Source organism: Phytoactinopolyspora endophytica (assembly GCF_004138495.1).
Lineage (GTDB): Bacteria > Actinomycetota > Actinomycetes > Jiangellales > Jiangellaceae > Phytoactinopolyspora > Phytoactinopolyspora endophytica.
In genome coordinates, this window is record NZ_ML142871.1 from 102,144 (window position 1) to 109,358 (window position 7,215).

Consider the following 7,215-nt stretch of genomic DNA (forward strand, 5'->3'; position numbering starts at 1 on the left):
CATTAGATGGCTGACCGCACCTACCTCGAACAGTCGATATACAGGTGGCCGACCGTACAGCCAAGGGTTTCTGGTAGTAACTGGCCCCAGAATGGCCGAGAGCGTGAAGTCTAACGTGGTATAGGTGGCGGTCTGTCCTCAAGCGTCGTCAGGGCCAGCAGCACCGTGGCGCCGGTCAAGCCGAGAGGGGCGACAGCGGCCGGGCGGCCGTCCGCGGTAACCTTCTCGGGCAACGCCCCGAGGCGGGTCCGACGGATGTCGAGCCAGCTCAGCAGCCGATGCGCGAGCACGGTGTCCCCGATCGAAGCGGCCGTCAGGGCATGCAGCGAGACCTGCGGTGTCCACGCCGTGGCCAGATCGGTCCATTCCTCCCCCGGCCGCACGCCGCCGTTCGCCACCGTCGTTGCCGCCACCGCGGCCCGCCACGCCCGTTCGGCGTCATCGGTGTGCGGTGCGAACGGCGGCAACAAGAACGCCGTGGAGGCATCGCGCCCGCCGGCGCCCGTCGTTCTGCGGCTGTAACCGTGCCTGCCGAATGTTGTCCGGATCGCCTCGAAGAGGCGGCGCGACGTGTCGTCGGCTTGGCGAGCGAGTTCTCGCGCCCGACCCGCGAGGATTGGGACATCGCTGCTGCCGCCTGCGGTATCGGCGATTCCGGTAAGCAGGTCACGGCCGCATCTGAGGCCGAGCAGGAGCGGCGCCGCCGAGCCGAGCGTCGCCTCCTCGATATCCATCTCCCAGAAGTCCTGCGACGCCCGCGGCAGGGACGTCGCCGGGTCCAGGACGTCCATAGCCGCGCGGACCGCCCGGACGACCATGCGTGTCAACGGGGTCGGCATCTGAGCCGCCGCTGCCGCTCTGCCTGTGTCCGGGGTCCCGCCCGCGCCCGGGGTCAAGCCCTCGCCTGGCCGCGCGGAGGTGCGGGTCAGGACCCAGGTCGCCCACAGTATCCAGCCGATGCCATCCAGCTGGCGGCCACGGCCGTCCGGAACGTCGCCGGAACCATCGGGCAGGTACCGGGCTTCCCAGCCGCCGTCGTCCTCCTGGACCGATGCGACGTACTCCAGCTGCCGACGGGCGTCATCGTGCCGCCCGGCCGTGGACAGGGCGACCGACATGAACCCGGCGTCGCGTGGCCACACGAAGCGCCAGTACGGGCTGCCCGCCGCCACCGCCGCGCCATTTCCGAAGGTGAGGACGTCGATGTCGATCAGTGCGGTGCGTGCCATGTCCGCGTAAGGGGCGTCCTGTCCTGGCAGGTCCGAGCGCTCGAGATCGGCGACGGCGCGGTCGACGTCGTCGACGGTGGGCGCGGCGGTGCCGGACAGGGTGCCGCTCGACGGGTCCAGGAAGCCGGTGCCCGGGATCCTTCGCAGGCCCGAGTGCGGCGGCACCACGACTGGTGCGCCGTCGGCGCCGACGACGACGCCGTCCGAGTACAGCCGGGTCTCCGGGTTCCACGCCGTCCCCCGTGTGCCCAGCTCCTGCTCGTGCGTGCCCGGCTCGTGTGGTGTCGCCGATGGCCGGGATGCCGGGTCTGCTGAGTATTTGTGGCCGAAGCCTCTGCCTGTCATGAGATGTCCTGCTGCGCGTAGGCGACCATGCTGAAGTCGTACCGGTCTCCCCGGTACAACGAGCGTCCGTGCTCGACTTTGCGTCCGTTCTGGTCGAAGGCGGTCTGCACGACGTAGAGCCCGGCGGCTCGGTCGGCGACACCGAACAGTTCGGCGGTCTGGGCGTCGACGTTCATCGCGCTGATCCGGCGTTCGTGCCGCGACACCTGGACGCCGTACACGCCCGCGAGCAGCGCGTACAGCGACCCTGTCAGGTCATGGCCGAGCAGGTCCGGGAAGTACCGTTCGGGCAGGCGCACCCGCTCGATCGACAGCGGCACGTCGTCGGCGAGGCGCACCCTGGTGATCTCGTAGTACCGCTCCCCGGGCTCGATCGACAGATCATGAGCGACCACGAAGTCCGCTTCGCCGACCGTGCTCTCGACCATCCGCGAGCCCGGCGTCCAGCCACGTTCCCTGATCTCCTCGGAGAACGACCTCAGCACCGGCGCCTTCGTCGAGACGTGCGGCGCGGCCACGAACGTTCCGACACCCGGTGCCGACCGCAGTACCCCTTCCTCCTCGAGGATCTTCAACGCCGCACGTACCGTCACCCGGGAGACGCCGAACAGCTCTGCCAGGTTACGCTCCGACGGCAGGACGTCGGCTGGCTGCCGGGCAGCGACGAACTGCTTGACCAGCAGGTCACGTACCTGACGGGTCTTGACCGAAGGCCGCGTCATCGTGCCGGTACCTCGCATTTCATGCCAATGGTGGCATTGCTGATGTGGGAACGCGATCATAACCCACCGGTGAGAATAGAACAGACCACTGGTCTGCAATTTGCCATGGTCGAGGTACAACCCTGGACGGCCATTCCCGGCGCGGCGGCCCAGTGCTCCTTCCACGGGAGGACATGAGGGCCGCCGTCCTCCGGCAGGTGGACCGGAGAGACCCGACCTGAACCTGACTCATAGACACCGGCTGTGACCTAGCGTGTTCGGTAGACACTCGTCTGAACGCAGTCCTGAATGCTATGAGGAGCATCGACTTGACCACTAACCACCAGGCCGGCCCGGCCGCGGCCACCGCGGTCGAGCTCACCAAGATCTACGGATCCGGAGACACCCAGGTCACCGCGCTCGGCGGCGTCGACGTCGAGTTCGCCGCAGGCAACTTCACCGCCATCATGGGACCCTCTGGTTCCGGGAAATCGACGCTCATGCACTGCATGGCCGCGCTCGACGCTCCCACCTCCGGCAAGGTCTACATCGGCGACATCGAGCTCAGCTCCCTGAACGACAAGGCCCTCACCCGTACCCGGCGCGACCGGCTCGGATTCATCTTCCAGGCCTTCAACCTGGTGCCGACGTTGACCGCCAAGGAGAACATCACCCTGCCCTTGGACATCGCCGGCAAGGACGTCGATCAGGAATGGTTCGACACGGTGATCAACACAGTCGGGCTTGCCGACCGGCTGCGACACAAGCCCAACGAGCTCTCCGGCGGCCAGCAGCAGCGCGTCGCGTGCGCCCGCGCCCTGGTCAGCAAGCCGGACATCATCTTCGCCGACGAGCCTACGGGCAACCTCGACTCCCGCTCGGGCGCGGAGATACTCGCTTTCCTTCGCAGCTCCGTGCGCGAGCTCGGGCAGACCATCGTGATGGTCACCCACGACCCCGGCGCCGCGGCCTACGCGGATCGGGTCCTGTTCCTCGCCGACGGCCAGATCGTCGACGAGATGCTCGACCCCACCGCTGAGAAGGTCCTGGAGCGGATGAAGAACTTCGACGCCGTCGGGCAGGTGTCGTAGAACCATGCTGAAAGCCACCCTCAAGAGCCTCGCAGCGCGCAAGCTGCGGCTCGGGATGAGTGCGTTCGCCATCGTCATCGGTGTCGCGTTCGTCGTCGGCTCTTATGTCTTCACCGACACCCTCAACCGGACGTTCGATGACATCTTCGGCGATCTCAGCTCCGACGTCGTCGTCCGCCCGGCGACCCCGGAGGGACAGGAGAGCTGGGCCACCCTCGCCGGCGCAGGCTCCTCCACCACTGTGCCCGCGGACCTGGTTCAACAGATCGACGCGCTGCCTGAGGTGGCGAGCGCCGACGGTGAGATCGAGGACTCCAGCGTGTTCGTCCTCGACAAAGACGGTGACGTGGTCGGCGTGGCCGGGGCGCCTGGCGTGGCCGTGAACTGGTACGAGGAACCGGTCCGCGAAGGCGAGGAGCGGGTGTTGCAGCTCATCGACGGGCGCGCTCCGGAACGTTCCGGAGAGATCGCCGTCGACGATCAGACCATCGAGACGACCGGATACCAGATCGGGGACGAGATCCCGCTGGTCACCCTCGGCGAACAGCCCCGAATCAGCGCGGAGCTGGTGGGCGTCACCCGGTTCGGCGAGAGCGGAAGCCTGGCCGGCGCCTCCCTCGTCGCCTTCGACACCGGGACGGCACAGGAGCTCTTCCTCGACGGCGAGAACGCGTTCAACGGGGTCTCGGTCAGGGCCGCGGAGGGTGTCGACGCAGAGGAGCTGCGCGACACTGTCGGATCGCTGCTCCCGGACGGGCTTGAGGCCATGACCGGTGATGACGTCGACGAGGAGACGTCCTCGGCGGTCGAGGAAGGCCTGGGCTTCTTCAACACCTTCCTGCTGATCTTCGCTGCCATCGCTCTGTTCGTCGGCGTGTTCCTCATCCTCAACACGTTCTCCATCCTGGTGGCACAACGCAGCCAGGAGATGGCTCTGTTTCGTGCTCTGGGCGCCAGCCGCAGGCAAGTCACCCGTTCCGTGCTCGTCGAGGCGTTCGTCGTGGGCATCGTGGGGGCAACCCTCGGGCTGCTGCTCGGGCTCGGGGTGGCGCTGGGGCTTCAGGCCATCTTCGCGGCGTTCGGCATGGACTTCGGCGGCGGCCTGGTCCTCCAGCCGCGTACTGTCATCGTGGCCTACGTCGTCGGGGTGCTGGTGACCATGGTCGCCGCGTTCGTCCCCGCTCGCCGGGCATCGCGGGTGCCACCGGTCGCCGCGATGCGCGACGACGTGGTCCTGCCGGACTCGTCACGACGGACGCACGTGCTGCTCGGCGGGATTCTCGCCGTCGGTGGTGCCGCGTCGATGGCGGCCGGTCTGCTGGAGATCGCGCCGTCCGCGGCGGTGTTCGTTGGCGTAGGGATCGTGGCCGTGTTCATCGGCGTCGCGCTGCTCGCGCCCATCATCTCGGTGCCGATCATCCGGGTGATCGCCGGCTGGTACCCGAAGACGTTCGGCACGGTCGGGCGACTGGCACGGGAGAATGCCCTGCGCAACCCGCGCCGCACCGCCGCCACCGCATCCGCGCTGATGATCGGGCTCGCGCTGGTGTCCGCGATCGCCGTCGTCGGAGCGTCGGCGAACAAGAGCATCGAGCAGGCACTCGACGACGGCCTGGAGGCGGAGTTCGTCATGGCCAGCGCGTCCGGACAGCCCTTCTCCCCCGCCGTCGCCGAGCAGGCGCGCCAGACCGGCGGCGTCGCCACGGTGGCGTCGATGCGGGGATCGTTCGCCGTGATCGACGGCTCACAGAGCTACCTGAGCGCGATCGACCCGGAGACGTTCGGCCAGGCTACGGAGCTCAGCATGGTGGAAGGCTCGGCGGACCTGGCCTCCGGCGGGGCGATCGTCGGCGACGACACCGCGGACAGCGACGATCTGGCCGTCGGCGACACGATCAACGCGGACCTCGGCAGCGGGATCGAAGAGATACAGATCGTGGGCATCTACGACGCCGGCAACCCACTTCTGGGCGGCTACGTCGTGGGACTGCAGACCCTTCAGGACCTGGGAATCACGCCCGCGGACTCGACTGTCTACGTGACCGCCGAGAGCGGCGCAGACCTAGGGCAGGTTCAAGCCGACCTAGAGGCGGCGACGTCGGAGCTGCCGATGGTGACCGTGCAGAACCAGGAGGAGTACAAGGACTCCCAACGGGACGAGGTCAACCAGCTGCTCTACATCGTGTACGCGCTGCTGGGCCTGGGCATCATCATCGCCATCCTGGGCATCGTCAACACCCTGGCGCTGTCGGTGATGGAGCGCACCCGTGAGGTCGGGCTGCTCCGTGCGGTCGGGCTCAGCCGAAGGCAACTGCGCACCACGATCCGGCTGGAGTCGGTCGCGATCGCCGTGCTCGGCGCGGTGCTCGGCGTCGGACTGGGACTCGTCTTCGGCATCTCGCTACAGCGGGCGGTGTCCGACGACGGTCTCGACGCCCTGTCCGTGCCCGTCGGCCAGCTCGTGGTGTTCATCCTCCTCGCGGCCGCGGTCGGAGTGCTCGCCGCGGCGTGGCCGGCCCGTCGAGCCGCCAAGCTCGACGTCCTGAGGGCCATCAACACCGAGTGAGCGAGGCGACGTGAGGCCGGCCACGAGCCGGCATCGTGGTCACGACCATGGTGCCGACTCGTGGGCCGGCACAATGAGGGGGTCAAGGTGAGCTGGGGATTGATCGTGGTGGCGGCGGGGCTACGTCCCGTCGAAGGCGGCGAGCAGATCGGTGACACCGAGCCCGGCGAGCGTCTCCATCACGACGAGGCCGGCCTCGGGATCGATACCGACGGCGTTCGGCACGCCGATGACACGCATCCCGGCAGCGAGACCTGACTTGGTCCCGGGAGGCGAGTCCTCGATGACCAAGCACTCGTCCGGCTTCACCTCCAGCTCGGCCGCGGCTGCCAGGTACGGCTCGGGATCCGGTTTGCCCTTGCTCACCTCGTCCCCCGTCACCAAGGTGACGAACCTGCCGGCGGGCAGCTGGGCGACCACCGCCTCGGCGAGGGTCCGGTACGACATCGTGACCAACGCGCACGGCACGCCGGCGACGTCGAGCTGAGCGAGCAGTTCGACAGCTCCAGGGCGCCACTCGACGTGGCGCTTCACCCCTTCCAGAACTTGAGCCAGAAGGTGATCGCGCACCTGCGCGGCGGTCATAGGCAGATCGCCCTTGATCCGGATATAGTCTCCTGCGGCAAGCAGGTCGCTGCCCACGAGGGCGAGGCTGTCGGCATCGGTCCACGTTCCGCCGTGCCGTCTCACCAGTTCCTTCTCCGCGGCGATCCAGAGGGGTTCGGTATCAACCAGAGTGCCGTCCATGTCCCAAAGGACTGCGGCCGGGTAGGGCAGAGTCACGCGCTCCATGTTCGCATGTCGGCGATCTCGCCGTAGTCTGGCCCATGAACAATACGACGCACACGTGGGGAAGGTCGGCGTAAGTGATTGAACTCGAGAGCGTTCCGCAGCTGAACGAGCCGGTGCTCATCGCCGCGTTCGAAGGATGGAACGACGCCGGTGAGGCCGCCACGGCTGCTATCGAGCACCTCGAGCAGACCTGGCAGGCCACACCCCTTGCCTCACTCGATCCCGACGAGTACTACGACTTCCAGGTCAACCGCCCGCTGGTCTCCATCGACGACGACGGCAAGCGGAGCCTGCAGTGGCCGACCACTCGCCTGTCGCTGGCGCACCATCCCGATCTGGGCCGGGACATCGTGTTGCTCCGTGGCATCGAGCCCAACATGCGGTGGCGCGGCTTCTGTGCGGAACTGCTCGGCGTCGCCGCCGAGCTCGGCGTCGAGCAGATCGTCACTCTCGGGGCGTTGCTCGCGGACGTTCCGCACACCCGTCCCGTC

The 7,215-nt window shown here is 67.9% G+C and carries 6 protein-coding genes; 3 read left to right on the plus strand and 3 right to left on the minus strand.

What is annotated here, in order from left to right; all coding sequences use genetic code 11:
* Positions 1-110 precede the first annotated feature (110 nt).
* Both ELR45_RS30545 and ELR45_RS42215 read right to left on the minus strand, forming a co-directional pair.
* Complete coding sequence (locus ELR45_RS30545) at positions 111-1,574, minus strand: glycoside hydrolase family 15 protein (protein ID WP_205857578.1); 1,464 nt, start codon at positions 1,572-1,574, stop codon at positions 111-113.
* Entirely contained in the window at positions 1,571-2,296 is a 726-nt protein-coding gene (locus ELR45_RS42215) for a GntR family transcriptional regulator (protein ID WP_165368246.1), read from the minus strand. The genes ELR45_RS30545 and ELR45_RS42215 overlap by 4 nt, the downstream gene beginning before the upstream one ends.
* A gap of 293 nt (positions 2,297-2,589) precedes the next feature.
* On the opposite strand from ELR45_RS42215, the gene ELR45_RS30555 reads away from it, so the two are divergent.
* Positions 2,590-3,366, plus strand: a complete 777-nt coding sequence (locus ELR45_RS30555; protein ID WP_129669656.1) for an ABC transporter ATP-binding protein — start codon at positions 2,590-2,592, stop codon at positions 3,364-3,366.
* Positions 3,367-3,370: 4 nt separating this feature from the next.
* On the plus strand, positions 3,371-5,932 hold the full coding sequence (locus tag ELR45_RS30560; RefSeq protein WP_129669657.1) for an ABC transporter permease: 2,562 nt from the start codon (positions 3,371-3,373) through the stop codon (positions 5,930-5,932).
* A 120-nt stretch (positions 5,933-6,052) separates the two neighbouring features.
* Here the strand turns inward: ELR45_RS30560 and ELR45_RS30565 are convergent, their stop codons facing one another.
* On the minus strand, positions 6,053-6,724 hold the full coding sequence (locus tag ELR45_RS30565) for an HAD family hydrolase (protein WP_129669658.1): 672 nt from the start codon (positions 6,722-6,724) through the stop codon (positions 6,053-6,055).
* A 74-nt stretch (positions 6,725-6,798) separates the two neighbouring features.
* On the opposite strand from ELR45_RS30565, the gene ELR45_RS41750 reads away from it, so the two are divergent.
* The coding region (locus ELR45_RS41750) for a PAC2 family protein (RefSeq protein ID WP_240760258.1) at positions 6,799-7,215 on the plus strand (417 nt) is incomplete at its 3' end.